Genomic DNA, 24,543 nt, shown 5'->3' on the forward strand with positions numbered 1-24,543 from the left:
GGGATGCTGCTCACGATCGACGTCGGCAACACCCACACCGTCCTCGGTCTCTTCGACGGCGAGGACATCGTCGAGCACTGGCGGGTGTCCACCGACCCGCGCCGCACGGCCGACGAGCTGGCGGTGCTGCTGCGCGGGCTGATGGGCAGCCACCCGCTGCTCGGCAGCGGCCTGGGCGACGGCATCACCGGCATCGCGATCTGCGCCACCGTCCCGTCGGTGCTGCACGAGCTGCGCGAGGTCACCCGGCGCTACTACGGCGACGTGCCCTCGGTCCTGGTCGAGCCCGGCGTCAAGACGGGCGTGCCGGTGCAGTTCGACAACCCCAAGGAGGTCGGTGCCGACCGGATCATCAACACGGTCGCCGCGAACGAGCTGTACGGCGGCCCGGCGATCGTCGTCGACTTCGGCACGGCGACCACCTTCGACGCGGTCTCCGCGCGCGGGGAGTACGTCGGCGGGGTGATCGCGCCCGGCATCGAGATCTCGGTGGAGGCCCTGGGCGTCAAGGCGGCCCAGCTGCGCAAGATCGAGGTGGCCCGGCCGCGCAACGTGATCGGCAAGAGCACCGTGGAGGCCATGCAGTCCGGCATCGTCTACGGCTTCGCGGGCCAGGTCGACGGCGTCGTCACCCGGATGGCCCGCGAACTGGCCGACGATCCGGACGACGTCACGGTGATCGCCACGGGCGGGCTCGCGCCCATGGTGCTCGGCGAGTCCTCGGTGATCGACGAGCACGAGCCCTGGCTGACGCTGATCGGGCTGCGGCTGGTCTACGAGCGCAACATCCCGCGCAGGTGAGGGGGCCGGCGCCGGATGCGGCGCCGGCCGGAGGAAACCGGGCACGACACGCGTCGACACAACGCTGTGTTTCGTCACTTTTGTCCGATTAGAGCTACCGTCGCCCCATGCCCACGCCATACGGATCTCGCGGCGGCATGGCGTTCGGCGCGGAGGAGCTGCGCGTGCTCCGCCGTGCCCTCGCCCTCGCCCTCCACCCCGGAACCGCCTCGGCCGAGGACGTCCAGGACTGTTTCCGCCTCGCCGAGTCGCTCGACGAGGCCCTGGACGAAGCGGCCCGGCTGCGCGCCTTCCTGCTGGCCGACCTCGGCCGCTACCGAGCGGCCCTCCCGGCCACGGCGACCGGCTACCTCTCCCTCCTGGCGGAAGCCCTCGACACCGGCCACCGCCCCACCCCCGACGACCTGGCCGCCCTGAAGGCCCTCAGCGGCAACCCCCAGGCCGCCACCCTCCTGGCCCACTGCCGAGGAGTCCCGAACCAGCAACAGGGCCCGGCGGCGGGGGTACGGGCCCCGGGCGCGCCGCCCACTTCCGAGGACACGACTCCGACGGCGCCGCCCTCCACACCCCCGAGCCCGAAAACCCCAGCGCTCCCGGCTCCGGCGGCCCCGGCTTGCGCGGGCGCGCCGGAGCCGGGAACGTCCGCCGCAGACCCCTCCCTGGCGGCCCAGGCTCCCGTGGGTACGGCTTCGGCGGTGCTGTCCTCCACGCCCCCGAGCCCAGAAGCCCCGGCGCTCCCGGCTTCTGCGGGTGCGGGAGGGCCAGGAGCCTCCGCCACTGGCCCGGTCCCGGTCGTCCCGGCTCCTGCCCCGCCCCTCGCGGTTCCCGCCGCCCTGGTGGCGTCCTCCGCGCTCGCGGCGCCCGCCGCCCCGGTTCCCGGGGTTCCGGCCGCCGCGATCCTGGCCTCGGAGCTTCCGGCCGCCGCGCTCGTGCCCGCCGTGATCGAGCTGCCCGTCTCGCGGACGCGGCTGCTGGCGCTGCCCGGCGGCGCGGCCGAGCCGGGCAAGCCGGGACGTAAGCCCGGGGCCCCCGCGCCCGAGCGCCCGGCCACGGAACCCGAACAGCCGAAGCGGCCGGTCCCGACACCCGGCGAGGTCTTCCCGCCCCGCAAGCCCACGACACCCCCGGACCCGACGTCCGAGCAGCTCGCGGCGGGCTGACCCGCACCCCACCGCTGCCCCCGGAGGACACCCTCCGGGGGCAGCGGTGCCCCCGCCCCGTACGGCCCGCCCCGGCTGGCTACTCTGGTCGCATGGATTACGTCTCCGCGCTCGTTCCCCCGGTCGTCATGGCCGCGTTGTTCATCGGTGTGGTCCGGGTGATCGTGAAGACCCAGGGCGGCGCCGCCAAGAGCAAGGAAGACGCCGCGGTGGACGCGGCACTGGCCCGCGCGGAGAACACCCGCCAGGCCGCCCCGGACGCCTGACCCGCGCGTCACACGTCACACTCCCTCCCCCGCGCCGTAGGCACGCGCTGCCGGGCAGCGGGGAAAGACGCCGTCGGCTCACGCCGAGGCTGCCCTCAAGGCCGCCCCGGACGCCTGACCCGCGTCACACCCTCTCCCCGCGCCGCAGGCACACTCGCGCCGCACCCGCCCGAGTCGCCGCCGCACACGGCCCCCTCCCCGCGCCGCAGGCACGCGCTGCCAGGCAGGAGGGGAAGGCGCCGTCGGCTCACGCCGAGGCTGCCCTCAAGGCCGCCCCGGACGCCCGACCCGCGCCACCCCGCCCGAGTCACCGCGCCGCATCCCCGCCAAGGCGCCGCAGGCATTCGCGTACCTTTTGCGCCCGTTTCCCACCCAAACGCACGTCCCGCACGCCATTGGCGGGATCTCCCACTATTGTTCTGAGCGTGCCTCGCCCATTGGGAGAACTCGAAGACGCAGTCATGACGCGGGTGTGGAAGTGGAACCGCCCGGTGACCGTTCGAGAAGTCCTGGAAGACCTCCAGCGGGAACGCTCCATCGCGTACACCACGGTCATGACCGTTTTGGACAATCTCCATCAGAAGGGCTGGGTGCGCCGCGAGGCGGAAGGCCGCGCCTATCGATACGAGGCCGTCTCCACCCGCCCCGCCTACGCCGCCGCGCTCATGAACGACGCCTGGTCCCAGAGCGACAACCCCGCAGCCGCTCTCGTCGCCTTCTTCGGCATGATGAGCGAGGAACAACGCCAGGCACTCAGTGACGCCATCCGTATCGTCCAGGGACCGGAAACACGCGAACCCAGGGAAGCTCCCCGAGAGGAGAACCCCGGTTCGGCGGAGGACACCGACGGGCGATAGCGTCCGCTCATGTCAGCAGAGCGCCCCGAAGTCCCCGGGAAAGCCACCGGCCCCGGGAAAGCGGTCACCGTCCGCCGCGCCCGGACCAGCGATGTTCCCGCTGTACGCCGACTCCTCGACCTCTACGCGGACGAGCGCATCCTGCTCGACAAAGCCACGGTCACGCTTTACGAGGACATCCAGGAGTTCTGGGTCGCGGAACGCGACGACAACGCCGAGGTCGTCGGCTGCGGCGCCCTGCACGTCATGTGGGAAGACCTCGCGGAAGTCCGCACTCTCGCCGTCCAGCCCGGCCTGAAGGGCTCGGGAGTGGGCCACCGCGTGCTGGAGAAGTTGCTCCAGACCGCGCGCCGGCTCGGTGTTCGCCGCGTTTTCTGTCTGACCTTCGAAGTCGACTTCTTCACCAAGCACGGCTTCACCGAGATCGGTGAGACTCCCGTCGACACCGATGTGTACGCGGAGCTGATGCGCTCCTATGACGAGGGTGTCGCCGAGTTCCTCGGTCTCGAACGAGTGAAACCGAACACCTTGGGCAACAGCCGGATGCTTCTGCATCTGTGATCGCCATTGCCCCGGTTCCCTATGTCCGAAACGCGCACGTTTCCGGACGGGCCCGCCTCCGTACCCCTCTCCCCGAGGGTTTGTGTTTTTCCGGCAAAAGCGGTTTGCTTTCCGGCGTACTGCAGCACTGCATATAACAGGGGCGGCTAAACGGCAGCGCCGCGCACCTCCCCGCACTCACGTTATCGATGAAAGGAAATCCCGTGGCACAGAAGGTTCAGGTCCTTCTTGTCGACGACCTCGACGGCGGCGAGGCGGACGAGACGGTGACGTTCGCGCTGGACGGCAAGACTTACGAGATCGATCTGACGACCGCCAATGCGGACAAGCTGCGCGACCTTCTCGGTCCGTATGTCCAGGGTGGCCGTCGTACCGGTGGCCGTTCCTCCGCGGGCCGCGGAAAGTCCCGCGCCTCTTCCGGTGGCAACCAGGACACCGCGGCGATCCGCGCCTGGGCCAAGGAGAACGGCTACGACGTGAACGACCGGGGCCGCGTCCCCGCCTCCATCCGTGAGGCGTACGAGAAGGCCAACGGCTGATCCGCCCGTCACAGGCCCGACGGCCGACGGCTCGACGGCCAGGGGCCCGACAGCTGGTGGCCCGACGGCCGGGCCCGCGCGCGGCCGTCCGGCCCGGCGCCCGCGCGCCGCAGCCGGACGCGGTGGCACTCCGCCGCGACCGTGCCCACGAGCCGTACGAGATCGGGAGCGCCCCCGGTGCCTCCCACGGCGGGCAGCGCCGGCAGCGCGGTCTCGGCCCGGCGGCCCGGACCGGGGGGCCGCAGCCACACGGCGGTCCCCCGCGTCGCGTCGGGCCGCCGCCGCGTCCCCTCGGGGGCGGGTCCGGGCGGCACCGGTGCCGTCATGAGGCCGCCCGCGCCCAGCGCCCGCAGATCCGGCGCCAGCGGCCCCCACTCCAGCCACTCGAGGAGCCCCGGCAGCTCCTCCGCCGCGCCCGCGGCCACCAGGAACAGCATCCGGTCGCCGCAGCGGGCCACCGGTGAGTACGGCCCCAGATGCCGCAGCGCGGCAGCGCCCGCCTCGGCCGGTACGTCCAGCGCGTCGAACCGCACCCCCGTCAGCAGCCGCAGCGGCCTGCCGGGAGCCGTCGGCCAGCCCAGCACCCCCTCGTACCAGTGGCGGTCCGCACCGGGCGCCGCACCCCTCGCGGGGCCGGAGCCGGGGGACGGACGCCGGGGGCCGGGAATCGCGGACGCGGGAAGCACCGAGGACATGTCCGGAGCAACCCCGCAGCGCGCCCGCTGGTTACGCTGGGCAGCCGGATGATCCCGCAGCGTCTGCCGAAGGGGAGTGCGCGGGAGCGCACGGTGGCACAAGGTTGTTCGCCCATAGCGGAGGGATGGGGCGTGCGCGGCATGGACTGTCGGTCCCTGCGGGTAAGACATGCCTAGTGGGAGGGGGCGACACGCAGAACGGGGCGTCTCACGTTCGCCAACGGCGTACTGGCGACTGGGGTAACTGCCTGGCCTGCGGGAACATCGTCTCGCACCATCGGGTTGGAGCAGATGTCGGCGTCAGGGGTCAGGAGGCCATCGACGGTGTCGGCAGTTGGAATGAGCGGTCCCCGCTTGCGGGACTAAGCTGCGGAAGGACAGGGAGGGGAAGTTCCCCCCACTGCCTGACCGCTCTGAGGAGCGATTAACGATGTTCGAGAGGTTCACCGACCGCGCGCGGCGGGTTGTCGTCCTGGCTCAGGAAGAAGCCCGGATGCTCAACCACAACTACATCGGCACCGAGCACATCCTCCTGGGTCTCATCCACGAGGGTGAAGGTGTCGCCGCTAAGGCCCTGGAGAGCCTCGGCATTTCGCTTGAGGCGGTCCGCCAGCAGGTGGAGGAGATCATCGGGCAGGGCCAGCAGGCCCCGTCCGGGCACATCCCCTTCACCCCCCGTGCCAAGAAGGTCCTGGAGCTGTCGCTCCGCGAGGCCCTTCAGCTGGGCCACAACTACATCGGCACGGAGCACATCCTGCTCGGCCTGATCCGTGAGGGCGAGGGCGTCGCTGCCCAGGTCCTGGTCAAGCTGGGCGCAGACCTCAACCGGGTGCGGCAGCAGGTCATCCAGCTGCTCTCCGGTTACCAGGGCGGCAAGGAGGCGGCCACCGCGGGCGGTCCGGCCGAGGGCACGCCCTCGACCTCCCTCGTCCTGGACCAGTTCGGCCGGAACCTCACCCAGGCTGCTCGTGAGACCAAGCTCGACCCGGTGATCGGGCGCGAGAAGGAGATCGAGCGGGTCATGCAGGTGCTGTCCCGCCGCACCAAGAACAACCCGGTGCTGATCGGTGAGCCCGGCGTCGGCAAGACCGCCGTCGTCGAGGGCCTCGCCCAGGCCATCGTCAAGGGCGAGGTGCCCGAGACCCTCAAGGACAAGCACCTCTACACCCTGGACCTCGGTGCCCTGGTCGCCGGCTCGCGCTACCGCGGTGACTTCGAGGAGCGCCTGAAGAAGGTGCTCAAGGAGATCCGCACCCGCGGCGACATCATCCTGTTCATCGACGAGCTGCACACGCTGGTCGGTGCGGGCGCCGCCGAGGGCGCGATCGACGCCGCCTCCATCCTCAAGCCGATGCTGGCCCGTGGTGAGCTGCAGACCATCGGTGCGACCACGCTGGACGAGTACCGCAAGCACCTGGAGAAGGACGCGGCCCTGGAGCGCCGTTTCCAGCCCATCCAGGTCGCGGAGCCGTCGCTGCCGCACACGATCGAGATCCTCAAGGGTCTGCGCGACCGGTACGAGGCGCACCACCGCGTCTCGATCACCGACGAGGCGCTGGTCCAGGCCGCCACCCTGGCCGACCGGTACATCTCGGACCGCTTCCTGCCGGACAAGGCGATCGACCTGATCGACGAGGCCGGATCGAGGATGCGCATCCGCCGGATGACCGCGCCGCCGGACCTGCGCGAGTTCGACGAGAAGATCGCCGGTGTCCGCCGGGACAAGGAGTCCGCGATCGACTCGCAGGACTTCGAGAAGGCCGCCTCCCTGCGCGACAAGGAGAAGCAGCTCCTGGCCGCCAAGGCCAAGCGCGAGAAGGAGTGGAAGGCCGGCGACATGGACGTCGTCGCCGAGGTCGACGGCGAGCTGATCGCCGAGGTCCTCGCGACCGCCACCGGCATCCCGGTCTTCAAGCTGACCGAGGAGGAGTCCTCGCGTCTGCTGCGCATGGAGGACGAGCTGCACAAGCGCGTCATCGGCCAGGTCGACGCCGTCAAGGCGCTGTCGAAGGCGATCCGTCGTACGCGTGCCGGTCTGAAGGACCCGAAGCGTCCCGGTGGCTCGTTCATCTTCGCCGGTCCGTCCGGTGTCGGTAAGACCGAGCTGTCCAAGGCGCTCGCCGAGTTCCTCTTCGGTGACGAGGACGCGCTGATCTCCCTCGACATGTCGGAGTTCAGCGAGAAGCACACGGTCTCGCGGCTCTTCGGTTCGCCCCCCGGCTACGTGGGCTACGAGGAGGGCGGCCAGCTCACCGAGAAGGTGCGCCGCAAGCCGTTCTCCGTGGTCCTCTTCGACGAGGTCGAGAAGGCCCACCCGGACATCTTCAACTCGCTGCTGCAGATCCTGGAGGACGGTCGCCTGACCGACTCCCAGGGCCGGGTCGTGGACTTCAAGAACACGGTCATCATCATGACGACCAACCTCGGCACGCGGGACATCTCCAAGGGCTTCAACCTGGGCTTCGCCGCCTCCGGCGACACGAAGACCAACTACGAGCGCATGAAGAACAAGGTCTCGGACGAGCTGAAGCAGCACTTCCGTCCCGAGTTCCTCAACCGCGTCGACGACGTGGTCGTCTTCCCGCAGCTGACCCAGGCCGACATCCTCCGGATCGTCGACCTGATGATCAGCAAGGTCGACGAGCGCCTGAAGGACCGGGACATGGGCATCGAGCTCTCCCAGTCCGCCAAGGAGCTGCTCTCCAAGAAGGGCTACGACCCGGTGCTGGGCGCGCGTCCACTGCGTCGCACGATCCAGCGCGAGGTCGAGGACACCCTCTCGGAGAAGATCCTCTTCGGCGAGCTGCGCCCCGGCCACATCGTGGTCGTGGACACGGAGGGCGAAGGCGAGAACCAGACCTTCACCTTCCGAGGCGAGGAAAAGGCTGCCCTCCCGGACGCCCCGCCGATCGAGCAGGCGGCCGGTGGAGCGGGCCCGAACCTGAGCAAGGAGGCGTGACCCTCCGGGGGCTCGCCTGAAAAACCCCGAAAGGGCCGGTGCTTTTCGAGCACCGGCCCTTTCGGCGTTCGTCAGAAGGGGAGGTTGCGGGCGTGTGTGGTCGTTATCCCGATGCCTGGGAAGTCCTGGCCGTACGCGCTCCGATCCAGTGCTACGGCGCCCGAAGCCGTGAGATCCACACTCTTCAGGTTCGGACACAGCCTGCCCAGGGCGGACAGATCCTCATCGCCTCGGACGTCGAACACCTCCAGCGTCTGGATGCCTGACAGCTCAAGGGCGCCCGCCCACTGTTCAGCGGCCTGCGCGGGGAGGGCCAGCGCGGTGAGAGCCGGGTGCGAGGCGAGTTCGGACCAGTCTTCGGCATCGAACGAAACGACTCCGCAGAACAGCCGCAGACGCTGGAGGGTCGGCCATTGAGAGAGCCCGTGGAGACTGCCGGCCGGTAACGCATCGCCGGGCAGGTTCAGTGAGGTCAGTGGGGCATCACGAGGCAGATTCCGCAGACCTGCGGCCAGTTCGCTCGGTAGCGAGAGACTTCGCAAGGTAGTGAGTCGGGCCAGTCCCGAGATCTCGCCCAGGCCGTGCAGATACAAGCCGGTAAGCCCCAGATGCGCCAGCGGGGAAAGGTCGGCTACTCCCGGACAACCTGTCAGGCTGATGTGATCGAGTGATCCCAGGGTGGCGAATGGCCGGAGATCCCGAATCAGCGGATTCTCTGACACGTCGATTCTGCGCACCCCCTCCGGAAGCGCCCGGATGATGTCTGTCAGGTGGTGCGGCCCCGCGAATGCCAGCTGAGCCTGCGGGTCGAGCCGGGGAAGAGCGCACAAGGTTTCCGGAGAGGTCACCTTGACGAGAAAATCCTCGGTGTCCAGGTGAGCAAGCACTTCGGCGGCGTACCCGATCGGGTCGAAGCGGTCCCAGGCCCGCGTCAGGTGGAATCGCACCCAAAAGGAAGGATGGTCGACGTACCGCTTCAGCAGCGGCACGGCCGCGTCCGTGCCGACCAGGGCTGCCGTGACGGTCACCGCCTCGGCCTCCCTGTCCGACAGTCCCTCGGGCCCCGGCAGCAGTTCCAGGACCAGGGGGCCCGCGAGGGCCAGTTCCTTGGCTTCTTCCAGCGTCCGGGGCGGCAGCAAGTTTCTCGCCAGGTTCTGGACCGTGAGGCGTATCGAAGGGTCCAGTTCCGTCGCGTGCTCCAGGCAGGCCATCGCGAGCAGATGGGCCCGCTTGTCCGGGTTCGACGCCAGCAGGCTCAGCAGTTCCGCCCGTTCCCGGGGGCGTGCCTGGGCCACGGCCATGCGGATCACGTCGGACCACTGGTCGTCGCAGGCGTGCTCGGCGAGGAGGCCGAAGTCGCCCGCTTCGACGGCGGCGCGGGCGCCGAGGAAGTCCTGGAAGGTGCGGTGGACGAAGTGGAGGGTGTCGGGGGCGGGGGTGAGGAGCAGTCCGGTGCGGACCAGGAAGTGGCGCAGGACCGAGGCAGCGTCTCCGAGCGCCGACGCTGCCGGTACCGCCGGAAGTGTCTCGGCGATGATGCTCTCCGCCCGGTCCCGGTCCAGTTCCGTGCGCCCGTTGCGGATCAGCCAGTAGGCGAGTCGTTGCAGGAGCTGGAGCTGGGGTTCCTCGCTCAGCTCGGGCACGGCCATGTCCCGTTCGCGGTCGCGGCGGGTGAGCAGCATGGAGAGCGCGGACTCGTACAGTTCCTTGCGGCCGTGCGGGAGATAGCCGCGCCGGTCGCGGTGCAGGGCGCAGATGAGGCCGCACATCAGCGGGTTGGTGGCGAGGCGGCCCAGGTCGGGCTTGGTGCGTACCGCGTCCAGCAGCTGGTCCCGGTACGCGGCGAGCAGCTGGTCCTCCTCCGGTACGCCCGTCTCGGCGGCCCGGTGCCAGCGGCGGATGAAGGAGGCGACGTCCGAGGGGCTCATCGCGGAGAGGACCAGCTCCGTGAACCCGTCCTCGGCCAGCCACTCGTCGCCCACGGCCGAGGGCCGGGAGGTGACGAGCCAGTGGTTGCCGGGAAACGTGTCCGCGAGATCGCGCAGCCACGCACGGGCGCGCTCCCGCTCGGGTTCCGGCACCTCGTCGAGGCCGTCGATCAGGACGAGGCCGCGCCCGGCGGTCAGCACGCGGTGCTCCCAGCCGTCCGGCTGCGCCCCGTCGAGCGGACAGCCCACCGCGCCGAGGAACCGCGCCGGGGCGGGCAGGCGGTCCCCGTGCCGGGTGAGGGTGCGCAGCGGGAGGACGAAGGGGACGCGGCCCGAGAGGTGGGCCATGCGGCCGGTCGGCCCGGTCGCGGCCGACACGGTGAGCCACTGGACCAGCGTGGTCTTGCCCGAGCCCGCGACGCCGCGCAGCAGGACCCGGTCGTGACCGGCCAGTGCCTCGTCGGCGGGAACGCGGACCGGTTCGGCGGGCGCCGTGCCGAAGGCCGGGCCGAGCGGTTCGCTGTCGTGCCGGACCGCCTCCAGGCTCAGATAGGCGGAGTCCAGCGGCCAGCGCCCCGGTGAATTGGTGAGGTCGATGCCGTAGATCGTGAGCTTGCCGTGCTTCGTGGCCAGGTGCGCCAGGTACCAGGTCTCGAAGGCGCGGTCCTGGGTGTCCTGCCCGCGGGTCCGGGTCAGCAGCTCCTCCACCCCGGCGGCCGTTCTGGTCTGGGCGCGGCTCTGTTCGACGACGGTGCGGGGGACAAAGGTGGAGCGGCGGCTGAAGAATTCCAGGATCTGGCCGCAGGCCCACGTGGTGGCGCCCGTCAGGAACAGCCCGGCGTCCCCGGACAGCCCGTCCGGCCCGGGGGCCGCCCGCCCCAGCCGCTCGGCCAGTGCGCGCTCGTCCAGCCCGGCGCTCTGGACCAGGTCCATGTCGATGTCGCCGAGGGCGAGCAGCCTGCGGGTCAGCGCCTCGGTGACGGCTGTCCGCTCGTCGCGGGCGAAGGGCGGCTCGCCGGGTGGGTCCAGCGCCGCGTCGACCAGGTGCGTGGCGAGCCTGCGTAATTCCTTCTCGCCCAGTCCCCGCTTCTCACCGTGGAGGGAGACCCGGTCGCTCAGCCGTACCGGCTTCGGGACCAGCCCAGCGCCCGGGCCGTCGGACGGGAAGAGCTTCTTCAGCAAGGAGACCAGGAGACCGGACGCGAGTTTGCCGCCGATGGCCGTGGGCTCCATCCGCCACCCCCGTATGCGCATGACACCGGACGTACGGATGGAGCCTAGCCAGGGTTTTCGGCCCCTGTCAGGAGAGCCGGCCGTCGTAGTCCGGCAGTTTGAAGGTCTTCTCGGCGTGGCCGCCCGTGAGGTCGGAGGGGCTGTTGCCGATGTTGGCGATGATCGTGTAGCCGTGGGACTCGATGTCGGCGCGCTGGGCGGTCTTGTAGGCGGCGACGTCCTTGAAGAGGTCGGCGAGGCCGCGGACGCGGAGGCCGGTGACGTCGTAGCCGTCGTGTTCGAGGTTGTACTGGGTGGGGAGGTAGAGGAGGCCGGGGCGGGCGGTGACGAAGAAGAGGGCCACGTCGTGGTCCTGGGCGTAGCGGGCGACGTTCAGGACGGGCTTGTTGGCGGGCTGCGGGTAGCTGAAGCCGAAGTCGGTCTCCAGCGTGGTGTTGTCGATGTCGAAGACGATCGCCTGGCGCTCCCCGGAGGGGGCGGCGGCGACGCGGTCCTGGAGGTAGGGGAGCGCCTGGTCCATGACGGCCGCGCAGTCGCGCTGCCAGGTGGCGTAGTCGACGGCGGCGGCAGCGGCCGTCCTGGGAGTGGCCTCGGCGGCCTGGGCGGGGGCGGCCAGGGCGGTGAGCGCGGCCAGGCAGACGGCGGTGGTGGCGGTCCGGCGTGCCCAGGGGCGTCTGGTCATCGGTGGGGGGTTCCTCTCGCGTCCGTACGGGGCAGGAGCAGGCCCCGGAGAGCGGAAATGTCAGGGACATGCTCTGCGAAGCGGGTGGCGCGAGGGGAACCGTAGGGTTACCGGGGGGTAGGTGGCCAGAGGCGCGGGTCACATTTGATGGGTCGGCGAATAGCGCCGTCGGTGACATGGCGCACAGGCGAAATGTCCGTTACTACACCAGATAGTGGGAAAGCTTATCCGAGCAAAATAGGACATTCGTTCCGGAACTCTGGGTGATACCGCGATGTCGGCGCGGTCGGCGTCCGGGGTGGAGGGTTCTGTCAAGAGTTGGGTGTTTTTGGCAGGTTCTACTATCCCCTGCCGTAGTGAGGGGGGTTTGAGCGCGAATGGAATGCCGGGTTACCAATGTGTGGTCCCGCCCGGCGAATCGGTGAAACATCCGTGTGCCGGGTGGCTCTCTGTCCCCCGAGTTCACGAGGTATAGATGTTCAAGCGTTCCACGTCTCGTTCTGCCCGTACGTCCCTCCGCAGCCGCGTGGCCGTCATGGCCGCCGGAGTCGGCGCCGCGGCCGTGCTGGGTGGCGGGGTCGCGAGCGCCGCGACCGCCCCCGCGACCTCCTGGGTCGACCCGGTGCAGCACTACAAGCTCTCGGCCGGGTTCGCCCAGGCCGGCAGCCACTGGGCCCACAAGCACAGCGGTCAGGACTTCGCGGTGCCCACCGGCACCAGTGTCCTCGCGGCGCACGGCGGCACGGTCGTCAAGGCCGGTCCGAACGGTGCCGGTGACGGTCCCGCCTACGGCAACGCCGTCGTCATCAAGCACGGCAACGGCCTGTACTCGCAGTACGCCCACCTGTCCCGCATCGACGTGCGCGTCGGTCAGGTCGTCAAGACCGGTCAGCACATAGCCCTCTCGGGCAGCACCGGCAACTCCACCGGCCCGCACCTGCACTTCGAGATCCGTACGACGCCGAACTACGGCTCCGCCGTCAACCCGGTCGTCTTCCTGCGCGCTCACGGCGTCCACGTCTGAGCCACCCGTGTCCCGTACGGGACGTGACGTGACGGCGCCCTGGCATCAGGGCGCCGTGTTCACTGCCTGCCGCGGGCGCCCTCGTGCGCCTGCGTCACCAGGTCCACGGCGACCTCGAGAACGGCCTGGCGCTTCTTCTCGGCGTCGCCCTCCAGGTCCTGCATCACGAACATCCCCGCGTGCAGCGTGAACAGCGCGCTGATGCAGCGGACCTGGTCGGTGAGCTGGGCCTCGGGGTCGATGATGATGTCCCTGAGGCGGCGCATCCGGTCCTTGAAGGTCTCGCCGATGCGCAGTTCCCGTACCGTCGCCTGGTTCTCCTGCATGAACCGGAAGAGCGGTTCCGCTCCGGCCAGCGCCTCGCTGTAGCGCCGGACGATCTCCTGCTTGGTCTCCAGGGTGTGCGGCTGCCCCTGTCCCCACTCGATCAGGTCCTCGATCGGTTGCGTCAGATCCCGGAAGAGGCTGACGGTGATCTCTTCCTTCGTCTTGAAGTGGTAGTACAGGGCCGCTTTGGTCACGTCGAGACGCTCCGCGATCTCGCGCAGAGACGTCTTCTCGTAGCCCTGCTCCGCGAAGAGCTCGAGTGCCACGTCCTGGATGCGCTGGCGGGTGTTGCCGCGGCGCTGCTGCTTGGTGCCGTCGTCCATCGTGCCACCCATCCTCGTACTCCTCGCGCTCCCGGGAAACTTACTTGACGCCCGGCTAGTAAACTGGCTACCTTCAGTGTAGTGAACTAGCCGGGCGGCAAGTAAGTACCTGTCGCAAGGGAGTGGGAGAGATGGCGGACACACAGACGGTCCCCGCGGACCAGGGGAAACCCGCGGAGCCGGAAAAGCAGCCGAAGAGCGTACGCGTCGTTCTGATGGCCCTCATGATCGCGATGATGCTCGCGATGCTGGACAACATGATCGTGGGCACCGCGATGCCGACGATCGTCGGCGACCTCGGCGGCCTGGAGCACCTGTCCTGGGTGGTCACCGGCTACACGCTCGCGACCGCGGCCTCCACCCCCGTCTGGGGCAAGGTCGGCGACATGTTCGGGCGCAAGGGCGCCTTCCTCACCTCGATCGTGATCTTCCTGATCGGTTCGGCGTTGAGCGGCATGGCCCAGGACATGGGCCAGCTCATCGGCTTCCGTGCCATCCAGGGTCTCGGCGCCGGTGGTCTGATGGTCGGCGTCATGGCGATCATCGGTGACCTGATCCCGCCCCGTGAGCGCGGCAAGTACCAGGGCATGATGGCCGGTGTCATGGCGCTCGCCATGATCGGCGGCCCGCTGGTCGGCGGCACCATCACCGACAACTGGGGATGGCGCTGGACCTTCTACATCAACCTGCCGCTCGGCGCGGTCGCGCTCGCGCTGGTCACCGCCGTGCTGCACCTGCCGAAGAAGCGGGCCAAGGCCGGCATCGACTACCTCGGTGTCGTGCTGCTGACCGTCGGCATCACCGCCATCGTGCTCGTCACCACCTGGGGCGGCACGCAGTACGCGTGGACCTCCGCGCGCATCATGGAGCTGATCGCGCTCGGCGTCGTGTCGCTGATCGGGTTCGTGTTCTGGCAGACCAAGGCCGCCGAGCCGGTGCTGCCGCTGCACATCTTCAAGAGCCGCAACTTCACCCTGATGGCCGTCATCGGCTTCATCACCGGCTTCGTGATGTTCGGCGCCACCCTCTTCCTGCCGCTCTACCAGCAGTCCGTGCAGGGCGCCTCCGCGACCAACTCCGGCCTGCTGCTCCTGCCGATGCTGGGCGCGATGCTCGTGACCTCCATGGTCGCGGGCCGGGTCACCACGGGCAGCGGCCGTTACAAGGCGTTCCCGGTCGCGGGCGGCGTCCTGATGATCGTCGGCCTCTACTTGATGTCGACCATGGACGTCGACACGACCCGGGTGACCTCCGGCATCTACATGGCCGTGGTCGGCGCGGGCATGGGCTGCCTGATGCAGGTCACCATGCTGGTCGCGCAGAACAGCGTGGAGATGAAGGACATGGGCGTCGCCTCGTCCTCCGCCACCCTGTTCCGTACGCTCGGTTCCTCGTTCGGCGTGGCGGTCATGGGCGCGCTGTTCAACAACCGGGTGAACGACACCATGGCCGAGCGCGGCGGTGCGATGGCCCGGAAGATCACCGAGAAGTCCGCACAGCTGGACGCGGCGCACCTGCGCCTGCTCCCGGCCCCGGTGCAGGACGCGTACAAGCACGCGGTCTCCGCCGGTATCCACTCCGCGTTCCTGCTCGGTGCGGTGGTCGCGGTCGTGGTCCTGATCGGCGCCCTGTTCGTCAAGGAGGTCCCGCTGCGCGGCGGCCCCCAGAAGCCGGAGACGGACAGCCCGGAGACCACTCCGGTCGCCGTCGCCGAAGCGGTCTGACCCACCGCGGCACAGACCGAAGGCCCCCGGCGCGTGTCCGCCCCGGGGGCCTTCGCCGTACCCGGGCACTGTCAGTGCCCCGTGCCACCATCGGCCGCATGGACAAAGTGCGCCGTATGCGCCTGGCCAAGGACGCCATGGACCGGGGCTGGGCCGATCCCGGCCTCGACCTGAGCGCGGTCGCGGCACACGCCGGGTACTCGCGGTTCCATTTCCTGCGCGCCTTCAAGGACGTCTACGGCGAGACACCCGGGCAGTACCTGACCCACCGGCGCATCGAGCGGGCGCAGGACCTGCTGCGCACCGCCGGCCTGTCGGTGACCGAGATCTGCCATCTGGTCGGGTTCAGCAGCCTGGGCACCTTCTCCACCCGGTTCAAGGCGCGGACCGGCCTGACCCCCAGCGAGTACCGGACCCGGCACGGGGGACGCGGGGCCGCCCTCATACCCGGGTGCTACGCCATGCTCTGGGCGGGCGGGTTCAGAAACGGCCCCGGCACGGCCCGGACGGACAGCGCAATTCCGGAGAAGCGCGGCGAGGACCCCACTCCTTACGGTGACTGAGCAGGAACCGATCACCGCGAACAGCAGGAGCACGTCATGATCAAGGGACTCAAGATCGCGACCGTCTGGGTACTCGACCAGGACCGGGCGAAGGAGTTCTACACCGAGAAGCTCGGTCTCGAAGTCCGTACGGACCTGACGATGGGCGAGGGCGGCATGCGCTGGCTCACCGTCGGCTCCCCCGAGCAGCCCGATGTCGAACTGACGCTGATGGTGCCCCGGCCACCGGCGATGGACCCCGAGTCCGCCGAGATGGTGAAGAAGCTCGTGGCCAAGGGGGTGCTCGGAGCCGGTGTGCTGACCACCGACGACATCCACGGCGACTACAAGAGGCTCAAGGACCGCGGCGTGGAGTTCGTGCAGGAGCCGCAGGAGCGCCCGTACGGCACGGAGGCGCTGCTGCGCGACGACTCAGGGAACTGGTTCTCGTTCACGCAGCCCCGCGCGGAAGGACTGGACCTGGACAAGGACTGGGCCTGCTGACCGGCCACCGGACTCAGCCGGTGCCCCCGGAGGGGGGCAGCGCCGGATGGCTTCCCGTGTTCGTCGGTGCGTGTTCCGGGAGCCACAGGACCGCGACCGCGCCCTCGGCCGGGACGCCCGGTGGCGCGCCCGGGGGGCGTACGTTGCGGAAGGTGAGGCGGGCGCCCAGGACCCGGGCCTGTCCCGCCGCGATGGTCAGGCCCAGCCCGTGTCCCTGCCCGGCGCGGTCCTCGCTGCCAGTGCGGAAGCGGCGCGGGCCCTCGGCCAGCAGCTCCTCCGGGAACCCGGGGCCGTGGTCGCGGACGCGGATCACCCGGCCCTCGACGGTCACCTCGATGGGCGGCCTGCCGTGCCGGGCGGCGTTGGCGAGCAGGTTGAACAGCACCCGCTCAAGGCGCCGGGGGTCCGTGGTGACCTCCGACTCGTGCACCACGCGTACGACGATGTCCGGGTCCTTGGCGGCCACCCGCCGCGCGACGAACTCGCCCAGCAGAAGGTCCTGCAGCTCGGCCCGCTCGGAGGCGCCGTCCAGGCGGGCCACCTCGAGGACGTCCTCCACCAGGGTGCGCATGGCCTTGGCGCGGTCCAGGACCAGCTCCGTGGGGCGCCCCGGCGGCAGCAGCTCGGCGGCGGTCAGCAGCCCGGTCACCGGGGTGCGCAGCTCGTGCGCGATGTCGGCGGTGACCCGCCGCTCGGCCTCCAGGCGCTGCTTGAGCGCGTCCGCCATGGCGTCCACCGCGCGCGCCAGGTCGTCGGTCTCGTCCCGTACGACCCCGCCGATGGCCTCCCGCACCCGCACGTCCGTCTCGCCCTTGGCGACCTGCCCCGCCGCGGCAGCCGCCTTGCGCAGCCGACGGGAGAGCTGCCCGCCGATCAGCACGCCGAGCGCGCTGCCGCCGAGCACCACCGCGATGGAGCCGATGACCAGCGCCTGGTCGAGATCGGTGAGGACGTCGGTCGAGCGGTCCGGGAAGGAGCTGTGCAGCGACAGCACATGGCCGCCCTTGACCGGCACCGCCGCCCAGATGTCCGGCTCCCCGCTGCCCTGGTCGCTGACGTAACTGGCCCGGCGCCCCTCCTCCACCTTGTCCCGCAGCACACCCGGCAGCTGCGGGTCGTCGATCTTGATGTTGGGGAAGTTGGGGCGCCCGGACAGCTCGTAGTTGCGCTGGGCGATCTGCACCCGCTGGTTGGCGAGGTCACGGGCGTTGTCCAGCATCGAGACCCGGGCCGCGTTGTGCACGACCAGGCTGAGCCCGATCGCCACCAGGCCCGCGACCAGCGCGATCGCCGCGCTCAGCTTCCACCGCAGCCCCGTTCTGAGGCCCACCCCCGCCATGCGCCGCACCGGGCGCCGGATGAATCCCGGCATGTCGGCTCCGCTCAGGCCCGCAGCTTGTAGCCGAAGCCGCGGACCGTCTCGATCCGGTCCTGGCCGATCTTCTGCCGCAGCCGCTGCACATGCACGTCCACGACCCGGGTGTCCCCGCCCCAGCCGTACTCCCACACCCGTTCAAGCAGCTTGTCGCGGGAGAGCACGGTGCCCGGCGCGCCGGAGAACTCGAGCAGCAGCCGCATCTCGGTCGGGGTGAGCGCCACCGGCTGCCCGGCCCGGCGCACCTCCATGCCCTCGGTGTCGACCTCCAGGTCCCCGAAGGCCAGTATTCCGTCGGAATGAGCCTCCGCCCCCGAGCCGTCCGCCGTGTGCCCGGCGTGCCCGAAGCGGCGCAGCACCGCCCGGATCCGGGCCACCAGCACCGCCCCGTCGAACGGCTTGGTCACATAGTCGTCGGCGCCCGCCTCCAGGCCGAGCACCACGTCGATGGAGTCGGCCCGCGCCGAGAGCATGATCACCGGCACCGTCGACTCGTCCCGGATACGGCGGCACAGGCTCACCCCGTCCAGGCCCGGCACCATGACGTCAAGGAGCGCGATGTCCGGCCGGTCGGACCGGAACGCCGCAAGACCGGACAGCCCGTCCGGCATGGCGGTCACCGCGAAGCCGTCCCGCTCCAGGGCGAGCTGGGTGGCCTCACGGATGACGTCGTCGTCCTCGACGAACAGGACGTGGGTCTGCTCTGGCATCCGGATGCTCTCCGTCTCGTGGTCGGCGGCTCGTGGTCGGCTCGGGGGGCGTCAGTTGTCCGGGACGGGGCTGGGCTGTCCGCCGACCGTGCCGCTGTAGTCGGTGTGGACCGGCTTGCCCTGCACGAACCGGCCGGTCTTCCACCGGTACGGGATCACGTCCTCGCCGGACGGGCTGGAGATGGGGTCGCCCTTGCGGTACACCTGCTTGGTCACGCTCAGCACACCCTGGTCGATCTCCGCGTAGACCGGCGACTCCTCGGTCCGGAAGACGTTCTTGTACGAGCCGCTGTCGTCCCGGTACACATACGATCCGATCCCGACCGCGTCCGCGCAGGTCAGCACGTTGATCACCACGTCGTCCCGGTCGCCGCCGGTCAGATCGCCGTAGGAGACGTCCACCGGGTAGTCGTCCCCGCCGCACGGCTTCAGCTCTTTCTTCACCGCCGCGGAGACCCCCGGATCGGCCTTCAGCAGGCGCACCGCGTCCACCCGTTTGTACGTACCGGCCGGGCTCGGCGTCGGGGAGGCGGCCCCGGCCACCGCCGAGGCGTGCGCCGGGCCCTCGTCCCGCGCGCCGGTGCCCCCGGTGCCGCACGCGGCGGCGAAAAGGGCGACGGCGGTGAGCGCGGCCGCAGCCGTGATCACCGCCTGTGAACTCCGTCGGGCCCCCCCGGACCCGCCGCCGCTCAGGCCGCGCAACGCTCCCGCTCCTCACGCTCCAGCGCGCGTGCGTCCAGATCGCGGGCCTCCAGCTCCTCGCGGAGCCGGGCGAGCGCCCGGTGCAGCGTGCTCTTGACCGTGCCCGCCGACATGCCGAGGGCCGCGGCCGTCTCCTCCGTGGACATCTGCTCCCAGTGTCGCAGCACCACGACACTGCGCTGCTTGGGAGCCAGCACCTTCATGATGTCCATCAGCAGGGAGCGGTCCGCGTACTGGTCGGTGGCGTCGTCCACGCACGCGTCCGGCAGCTGCTCGGTGGGGATCTCCTCCAGCTTGCGCGCCCGCCACCACTCGGTCCGCGTGTTGATCATGACCCGGCGCAGATAGGCGTCCGCGAGCCGCTTGTCCGCGATGCCCTCCCAGCGGCCGTACGTCCGCACCAGCGCCGTCTGGAGCAGGTCCTGGGCGTCCACGGGGTCCGGCACCAGCCGGCGCGCACTGCGCAGCAGCGCGTCCTGCCGGGTGCGTACGTACTCCTCGAACTCGAGCACCTCGCCCTGCGCCATGATCGACCGCCTCCGTCTCCCCGTCACGCTGCCCGGGCTGCCGCCCGGCTCTTGCGGCCCGGTGGTCCGCCGGGCACGGGAGAAACCTACGGAGCTGTTGTCACGGGGCTGTGCGGAGCAGCCTGCGACCGGGACTCGGCTGTCCGTCGGTTGTGTAACGGAAGTAGGCCCGGGGTAAGGAGGACGGTCATTTTGCCCCGGTTCGCGGGGGTTTGCCGGTCCGGCCGTTCCGTGACACGGACCCGGACCCTGTGACGTTCCGGTGCGTCAGCTCAGCGGCAGCCGGTACAGACCGCCCGCCAGCGGCTCCACGAGCCCGTCCGTCACGAGCCCGTCCAGCGCGCGGGCCCGCTGCACCGGCTCGTGCCACACCCGGTCCAGCGCCGCCTGCGGCACCGGCACATGCGCCTCCCGCAGCACCGCGAGCAGCTTCCCGCGCACCTGGCGGTCCGTACCGGCGTACGTCTGCCCGCGCCTCGGCGGCCCGTCGTGCTCCGGCTTGCCCGCCAGCCGCCAGGCGCACTGGTCCGAGAGCGGGCAGCTTCCGCAGCCCTCGTTCTTCGCCGTGCACACCAGCGCGCCCAGCTCCATGGACGCGGCGGCCCAGCGCGCGGCCGTCTTCTCGTCCTCGGGCAGCAGCTCACGGGCCAGGCGCCGCTCGGCCGCCGTGGTCGCGTTCGGCGGGTACTGCACGCCCGTCACCGCGCGCGCGAAGACCCGGCGCACATTGGTGTCCAGCACGGCGTGCCGCTGGCCGTAGGCGAAGGAGGCCACGGCGGCGGCCGTGTACTCGCCGATGCCGGGCAGCGCGAGGAGCTGGGCGTGGTCGGTGGGTACGTCGCCGCCGTGCCGCTCCGTTATGGCGACGGCCGCGCCGTGCAGCCGGAGCGCGCGGCGCGGATAGCCGAGCCGCCCCCAGGCGCGCACCGCCTCGCCGGGCGCCTCCTCGGCCAGGTCGGCCGGGCGCGGCCAGCGGGCCAGCCACTGCTCGTAGACGGGCAGCACCCGGTTCACCGGGGTCTGCTGCAGCATGAACTCGCTGACCATCACGCCCCACGGCCCCGCCTCCGGGCGGCGCCAGGGCAGGTCGCGGGCGTGGAGGTCGAACCAGGCGATCACGGGGGTGTGCAGCTTCTCAGTCATGACCCTTCGATCCTGCCACGGCTCGCGCGGTCATCATCGGTGACCGTGCGCACACGGAGCGTCGGATCGCCCGCAAGAGGCCGATCCCTGACGGCAGTTGCCGGGATGATGATCCGGAAAAGTTGGCATCGGGGCGGCGGGGGACGCCGTCCGGCGGGGTGATCTCTCGTAGAGTTCGCTCGTGGGATCTCTGCGCAATCCGATCGGGCCGCTTCCCTCGTCCATCTACTGGCGACGGAGGGTCGTACTGGTGTCCGTGGTCGCCGTGTTGGCGCTCCTGGTCACCTGGATCGTCACGTCCGGCGGCGGTGGCGGCAAGAAGAACGCCGACGGCTCCAACGGCAAGAATCCCGCGTCCACGATCACCCCCGGACCCTCCTCCTCGGGCCCCGCGATCAGCCAACACCCCGGCGGGCGCGACGAGTCGAGCGGCGGCGCGGGCTCCGGCGACGACGAGGGCGCCGACTCCGGCACGGGTTCCGGCGGCGGCTCCGGCTCGGACGACGGCGACGGTTCCGGCGACGGCTCGGGCACCGGCGGCGCGGGCTCCGGCTCGGGCTCGGTCGGTACGGGCTCCGGGTCCGGCGGCGGATCCGGTACGGCCGAGACGATCCCCGCGTCCTCCTCGCTGCCCGACTGCGCCCCCGGCGCGGTCACCCTCAGCCTGCGCAGCGTCCACAACTCCTACTCGCCCGACCAGACCCCGACCTTCGAACTGGTCGTCAAGAACACCGGCTCCGCCGCCTGCAAGACCGACCTCGGCCCCCAGCACACGATCCTGACGATCACCCCGGCCGACGGCGACGACCCCTTCTGGTCCTCGGACGACTGCCCGAAGAACGCGGCGGCCCGCTTCTACAAGGTCCCGGCCGGCGACAGCATCACCTACACCCTGAAGTGGGACCGAGCCCAGACCACCGACAAGTGCGAAACCCCCCACCCCGACAAGGCCAAGCCAGGCACCTACCTCCTGGAAGCCAGGACCCCGGGCTTCAAGAAGACCCAGACGTCGTTCGTGTTGTCGGCGGACTAGGGGTACGTGCAGCCAGGGATGTAGGGGGTTCTTGTCAGCAAGGGGCGACAGAAACTCCCTGGGGGCGCGGGGAACTGCGCGACCAGCCCCAACGGACCCGCACCCGAAAACGAACCGCCGAAACCCTAGACGTACCGCTCGAGAATCGAAGACTCGGCCAGCCGGGACAAACCCTCCCGCACACTACGAGCCCGAGCCTCCCCCACCCCGTCCACAGCCTGAAGATCATCCACGCTGGCAGCGAGCAACTTCTGCAGCCCCCCAAAATGCTCCACCAGCCGATCAATGATCGCACCGGGCAACCGAGGAACCTTCGCCAACAACCGAAATCCCCGAGGCGAAACAGAGGAGTCCAGCGACTCAGGAGACGCGGTGTACCCCAACCCCCGCGCAACCGTCCCCAGTTCCAGCAGCTCCGCATGGCTCAGCGCGTCCAGCTCGGACAACGCCTCCTCCACCGTCCGCGACCGCTTAGCCGTCGGCTCGGGCACATAGTCCCGCACGACCAGCTCGCGATCCGGCTCGACCCCCGCGATCAACTCCTCCAGCTGCAGCGCGAGAAGACGCCCGTCCGTGCCCAACTCGACCACGTACTCGGCGATTTCCGTGGCGATCCGCCGGACCATCTCCAGGCGCTGCGCGACCGCGGACACGTCCCGGACGGTGACCAGGTCCTCGATCTCCAGCGCGGACAGCGTGCCCGCGACCTCGTCCAGGCGGAGCTTGTACCGCTCAAGCGTGGCAAGGGCCTGGTTCGCGCGGGAGAGGATCGCGGCCGAGTCCTCCAGGACCCGGCGCTGACCGTCGACGTAGAGCGCGATCAGGCGCATCGACTGGGAGACGGAGACGACCGGGAAGCCGACCTGCTTGGAGACGCGGTCGGCGGTGCGGTGCCGGGTGCCGGTCTCCTCGGTCGGGATCGTGGGGTCCGGGACCAGCTGGACCCCGGCGCGCAGGATCTTGGAGAGGTCCGAGGAGAGCACGATGCCGCCGTCGAGCTTGCACAGCTCGCGCAGCCGGGTCGCGGTGAACTCCACGTCAAGGACGAAACCGCCGGTGCACATCGCCTCGACCGTCTTGTCCCAGCCGAGCAGGATCAGACCGCCGGTGTTGCCGCGCAGGACCCGTTCCAGACCGTCGCGCAGGGCCGTACCAGGTGCCACGGCGCTCAGCGAGGCGCGCATCAGGCCATCGGGACCGGCACTCCCACCGGACTTTCCGGGAGCTGCTGCCCGGTCGTTGGCTGCCACTGCACTCCTCCGGTCGCAGGTTCTGACGCGCTCCCGTCCGACGCGCGTTTCGTACGGACGGGCGAGACCTGCACAAAGTCTACCGGCGCTCCTCCGCCTCCCGAGGGGCCTCCCGGCGACGCGAGCGGGGCAGCACCCGCAGCGCGTCGCCCATGTCCGCCACCTCCAGGACCTTCATCCCGGCCGGGATCTTGCCGGGATCGCCGGGGACCAGCGCGTGCGTGAAGCCCAGCCGGTGCGCCTCCGCGAGCCTGCGCTGGACGCCCGTGACCCGTCTGACCTCACCGGCGAGGCCGACCTCGCCGATCGCCACGAGGTTCTTCGGCAGCGGGGTGTCACTGGCGGCCGAGGCCAGCGCGAGCGCGATCGCGAGGTCGGCGGCGGGCTCGGAGAGCTTCACCCCGCCCACGGTCGCGGAGTAGATGTCCCGCTTGCCGAGCGCGCTGATCCGGCCGCGCTGCTCCAGGACCGCCAGCATCATCGACACCCGGGAGGTCTCCAGGCCCGAGGTGGTCCGGCGCGGGGAGGGGATCTGCGAGTCCACGGTCAGCGCCTGCACCTCGGCCACCAGCGGGCGGCGGCCCTCCAGGGTCACGGTCAGACAGGTGCCCGGCACCGGCTCGGCGCGGCGGGTCAGGAACAGGCCGCTCGGGTCGGCGAGCCCGGTGATGCCCTCGTCGTGCAGCTCGAAGCAGCCGACCTCGTCCGTCGCGCCGTACCGGTTCTTGACGCCCCGGACCAGGCGCAGGCGCGCGTGCCGGTCGCCCTCGAAGCTCAGGACGACGTCCACCAGGTGCTCCAGGAGGCGCGGGCCCGCGATCGCGCCGTCCTTGGTGACATGGCCGACGAGCAGCGTGGACATGCCGCGTTCCTTGGAGGCGCGGATCAGGGCGCCGGCCACCTCGCGGACCTGGGCCATGCCGCCGGGGGCGCCGTCGATCTCCGGGGAGGCGACCGTCTGCACCGAGTCCAGGATCAGCAGGGAGGGCTTGACCGCGTCCAAGTGGCCGAGAACGGCGGACAGATCGGTCTCCGCGGCGAGATACAGATGGTCGTCCAGGGCGCCGATGCGGTCCGCGCGCAGCCTCACCTGGCTCGCGGACTCCTCACCGGTGACGTAGAGCGTCTTGTGCTCCTCGCTCGCCGACTTGGCCGCCACGTCCAGCAGCAGGGTCGACTTGCCGACGCCGGGCTCGCCCGCGAGCAGCACGACCGCGCCGGGCACGAGTCCGCCGCCGAGCACCCGGTCCAGCTCGGGCACGCCGGTGGTGCGGGCGGTGGCCTGGCGGCCGTCGACCTGGCCGATGGGCAGCGCGGAGCTGGTGACCCGGCCGGGGGCCGTCGTGCGCACCGCGGGCGTGCCGTACTCCTCGACCGTCCCCCATGCCTGGCACTCGGGGCAGCGGCCGAGCCACTTGGCCGTCTGCCAGCCGCACTCGGTGCAGCGGTAGGACGGACGGTCCTTGGTGGTCTTGGTACGGGCAGCCATGCGCACACCGTAGTCGGCCCCACTGACAACGGACCCGGGCCCGCCTTTTCGGAGGGTGGCCTCCCGTCGCCCAGGGGCGCACACGGGGCGTCCGGGTGCACGCGGGAGGCCCGGGGGTGATCCGGGAGCGGTCCGGATGCTCCGGTCGGGAGCCGCCGGGCGGAGCATCCGTGTCCCCTTAGCGGAGCA

General features: G+C 70.6%; 23 protein-coding genes. 12 read left to right on the top strand and 11 right to left on the bottom strand.

Annotated features, from left to right (window positions below):
- Positions 1 to 3 precede the first annotated feature (3 nt).
- From B079_RS0122060 to B079_RS0122085, 6 genes are all read left to right on the top strand, one after another.
- Positions 4 to 801, top strand: a complete 798-nt coding sequence (locus B079_RS0122060; RefSeq protein ID WP_018548013.1) for a type III pantothenate kinase — start codon at positions 4 to 6, stop codon at positions 799 to 801.
- Between the two features lie 107 nt (positions 802 to 908).
- Positions 909 to 1,961, top strand: coding sequence for a hypothetical protein (locus B079_RS36615; protein ID WP_420705783.1), 1,053 nt, complete (start codon positions 909 to 911; stop codon positions 1,959 to 1,961).
- A 92-nt stretch (positions 1,962 to 2,053) separates the two neighbouring features.
- A complete protein-coding gene (locus tag B079_RS35555; RefSeq protein ID WP_026248935.1) occupies positions 2,054 to 2,227 on the top strand; it encodes a hypothetical protein in 174 nt (57 codons plus the stop codon).
- Positions 2,228 to 2,688: 461 nt separating this feature from the next.
- Positions 2,689 to 3,084 (top strand): BlaI/MecI/CopY family transcriptional regulator, encoded by a 396-nt coding sequence (locus tag B079_RS0122075; RefSeq protein ID WP_026248936.1) that lies wholly within the window; start codon positions 2,689 to 2,691, stop codon positions 3,082 to 3,084.
- Between the two features lie 9 nt (positions 3,085 to 3,093).
- Entirely contained in the window at positions 3,094 to 3,645 is a 552-nt protein-coding gene (locus tag B079_RS0122080) for an amino-acid N-acetyltransferase (protein WP_018548017.1), read from the top strand.
- A 203-nt stretch (positions 3,646 to 3,848) separates the two neighbouring features.
- Entirely contained in the window at positions 3,849 to 4,184 is a 336-nt protein-coding gene (locus tag B079_RS0122085) for a histone-like nucleoid-structuring protein Lsr2 (protein ID WP_018548018.1), read from the top strand.
- Positions 4,185 to 4,192: 8 nt separating this feature from the next.
- Here B079_RS0122085 and B079_RS0122090 read toward each other — a convergent pair whose 3' ends face one another.
- Positions 4,193 to 4,879 carry an SCO3374 family protein gene (locus B079_RS0122090; protein WP_078496041.1) on the bottom strand — a complete coding sequence of 229 codons (687 nt, stop codon included), beginning with the start codon at positions 4,877 to 4,879 and terminating at the stop codon, positions 4,193 to 4,195.
- A gap of 430 nt (positions 4,880 to 5,309) precedes the next feature.
- On the opposite strand from B079_RS0122090, the gene B079_RS0122095 reads away from it, so the two are divergent.
- Positions 5,310 to 7,838 carry an ATP-dependent Clp protease ATP-binding subunit gene (locus B079_RS0122095; protein ID WP_018548020.1) on the top strand — a complete coding sequence of 843 codons (2,529 nt, stop codon included), beginning with the start codon at positions 5,310 to 5,312 and terminating at the stop codon, positions 7,836 to 7,838.
- A gap of 71 nt (positions 7,839 to 7,909) precedes the next feature.
- On the opposite strand, the gene B079_RS0122100 is transcribed toward B079_RS0122095, so the two are convergent.
- A complete protein-coding gene (locus tag B079_RS0122100; RefSeq protein WP_018548021.1) occupies positions 7,910 to 10,999 on the bottom strand; it encodes an NACHT domain-containing protein in 3,090 nt (1,029 codons plus the stop codon).
- Positions 11,000 to 11,066: 67 nt separating this feature from the next.
- Positions 11,067 to 11,681 carry an HAD family acid phosphatase gene (locus B079_RS0122105; protein ID WP_018548022.1) on the bottom strand — a complete coding sequence of 205 codons (615 nt, stop codon included), beginning with the start codon at positions 11,679 to 11,681 and terminating at the stop codon, positions 11,067 to 11,069.
- Positions 11,682 to 12,156: 475 nt separating this feature from the next.
- Between B079_RS0122105 and B079_RS0122110 the strand changes: the two genes are divergently transcribed.
- Entirely contained in the window at positions 12,157 to 12,705 is a 549-nt protein-coding gene (locus B079_RS0122110) for a M23 family metallopeptidase (protein WP_026248937.1), read from the top strand.
- A 59-nt stretch (positions 12,706 to 12,764) separates the two neighbouring features.
- Here the strand turns inward: B079_RS0122110 and B079_RS0122115 are convergent, their stop codons facing one another.
- On the bottom strand, positions 12,765 to 13,367 hold the full coding sequence (locus B079_RS0122115) for a TetR/AcrR family transcriptional regulator (protein ID WP_018548024.1): 603 nt from the start codon (positions 13,365 to 13,367) through the stop codon (positions 12,765 to 12,767).
- Positions 13,368 to 13,486: 119 nt separating this feature from the next.
- On the opposite strand from B079_RS0122115, the gene B079_RS0122120 reads away from it, so the two are divergent.
- The 3 genes from B079_RS0122120 (at position 13,487) to B079_RS0122130 (ending at position 16,125) form a co-directional block, all read left to right on the top strand.
- Positions 13,487 to 15,079 (top strand): MDR family MFS transporter, encoded by a 1,593-nt coding sequence (locus tag B079_RS0122120; RefSeq protein WP_018548025.1) that lies wholly within the window; start codon positions 13,487 to 13,489, stop codon positions 15,077 to 15,079.
- Between the two features lie 98 nt (positions 15,080 to 15,177).
- The gene (locus B079_RS32575) at positions 15,178 to 15,642 is read left to right on the top strand and encodes a helix-turn-helix transcriptional regulator (RefSeq protein ID WP_037801722.1); all 465 of its coding nucleotides are present in this window, start codon (positions 15,178 to 15,180) and stop codon (positions 15,640 to 15,642) included.
- A gap of 36 nt (positions 15,643 to 15,678) precedes the next feature.
- The gene (locus tag B079_RS0122130) at positions 15,679 to 16,125 is read left to right on the top strand and encodes a VOC family protein (RefSeq protein ID WP_018548027.1); all 447 of its coding nucleotides are present in this window, start codon (positions 15,679 to 15,681) and stop codon (positions 16,123 to 16,125) included.
- 13 nt (positions 16,126 to 16,138) lie between these two features.
- Here the strand turns inward: B079_RS0122130 and cseC are convergent, their stop codons facing one another.
- From cseC to B079_RS0122155, 5 genes are all read right to left on the bottom strand, one after another.
- Complete coding sequence (cseC, locus tag B079_RS0122135; protein WP_018548028.1) at positions 16,139 to 17,497, bottom strand: two-component system sensor histidine kinase CseC; 1,359 nt, start codon at positions 17,495 to 17,497, stop codon at positions 16,139 to 16,141.
- A gap of 11 nt (positions 17,498 to 17,508) precedes the next feature.
- Positions 17,509 to 18,210 carry a two-component system response regulator CseB gene (cseB, locus tag B079_RS0122140; protein WP_018548029.1) on the bottom strand — a complete coding sequence of 234 codons (702 nt, stop codon included), beginning with the start codon at positions 18,208 to 18,210 and terminating at the stop codon, positions 17,509 to 17,511.
- A 51-nt stretch (positions 18,211 to 18,261) separates the two neighbouring features.
- A complete protein-coding gene (locus tag B079_RS0122145; RefSeq protein ID WP_018548030.1) occupies positions 18,262 to 18,858 on the bottom strand; it encodes a hypothetical protein in 597 nt (198 codons plus the stop codon).
- Between the two features lie 41 nt (positions 18,859 to 18,899).
- A complete protein-coding gene (locus B079_RS0122150) occupies positions 18,900 to 19,439 on the bottom strand; it encodes a SigE family RNA polymerase sigma factor (protein ID WP_018548031.1) in 540 nt (179 codons plus the stop codon).
- Positions 19,440 to 19,706: 267 nt separating this feature from the next.
- A complete protein-coding gene (locus B079_RS0122155; protein WP_018548032.1) occupies positions 19,707 to 20,582 on the bottom strand; it encodes an A/G-specific adenine glycosylase in 876 nt (291 codons plus the stop codon).
- A 181-nt stretch (positions 20,583 to 20,763) separates the two neighbouring features.
- Here B079_RS0122155 and B079_RS0122160 point away from each other — a divergent pair, with 181 nt between their 5' ends.
- Entirely contained in the window at positions 20,764 to 21,615 is an 852-nt protein-coding gene (locus tag B079_RS0122160) for a hypothetical protein (RefSeq protein ID WP_199779948.1), read from the top strand.
- A gap of 125 nt (positions 21,616 to 21,740) precedes the next feature.
- Here the strand turns inward: B079_RS0122160 and disA are convergent, their stop codons facing one another.
- Positions 21,741 to 22,865: a DNA integrity scanning diadenylate cyclase DisA gene (gene disA, locus B079_RS0122165; RefSeq protein WP_026248940.1), complete on the bottom strand. Its 1,125-nt coding sequence runs from the start codon at positions 22,863 to 22,865 to the stop codon at positions 21,741 to 21,743.
- A 79-nt stretch (positions 22,866 to 22,944) separates the two neighbouring features.
- Positions 22,945 to 24,354 carry a DNA repair protein RadA gene (gene radA / locus B079_RS0122170; protein WP_018548035.1) on the bottom strand — a complete coding sequence of 470 codons (1,410 nt, stop codon included), beginning with the start codon at positions 24,352 to 24,354 and terminating at the stop codon, positions 22,945 to 22,947.
- Positions 24,355 to 24,543: the final 189 nt, after the last annotated feature.

Origin of the sequence: Streptomyces sp. LaPpAH-108 (assembly GCF_000373625.1) — a bacterium.
Lineage (GTDB): Bacteria > Actinomycetota > Actinomycetes > Streptomycetales > Streptomycetaceae > Streptomyces.